The 257-nt window shown below is 58.0% G+C and carries 1 pseudogene; it reads left to right on the top strand.

Annotation, left to right across the window (positions count from 1 at the left end):
- Nucleotides 1-8: 8 nt before the first annotated feature.
- Nucleotides 9-257: pseudogene (locus ACYYG1_RS17645) on the top strand (ornithine carbamoyltransferase); the annotation flags it as partial.

Here is a 257-nt window from a genome sequence, read left to right as displayed (position 1 = left end):
GTCACTTTCTGAGGTTAATGGATTTCACCCCCGCCGAACTGCAGGCGCTGCTGAAGCTGGCGGCCGATCTGAAACAGGCCAAGAAGCAGGGGCGGGAACAGCGCCGGCTGCAGGGCAAAAACATTGCGCTCATCTTCGAAAAAGACTCAACCCGCACGCGATGCTCTTTCGAAGTTGCCGCATTCGATCAGGGCGCGCAGGTGACCTATCTCGGCCCAAGCGGCAGCCAGATCGGCCATAAAGAGTCGATGAAAGAC

The organism is Desulfocurvus sp. DL1XJH-121, from assembly GCF_054819825.1.
The sequence above is the reverse complement of the archived record's forward strand: the minus strand, read 5'-3'. Positions and strand labels throughout refer to the sequence as shown.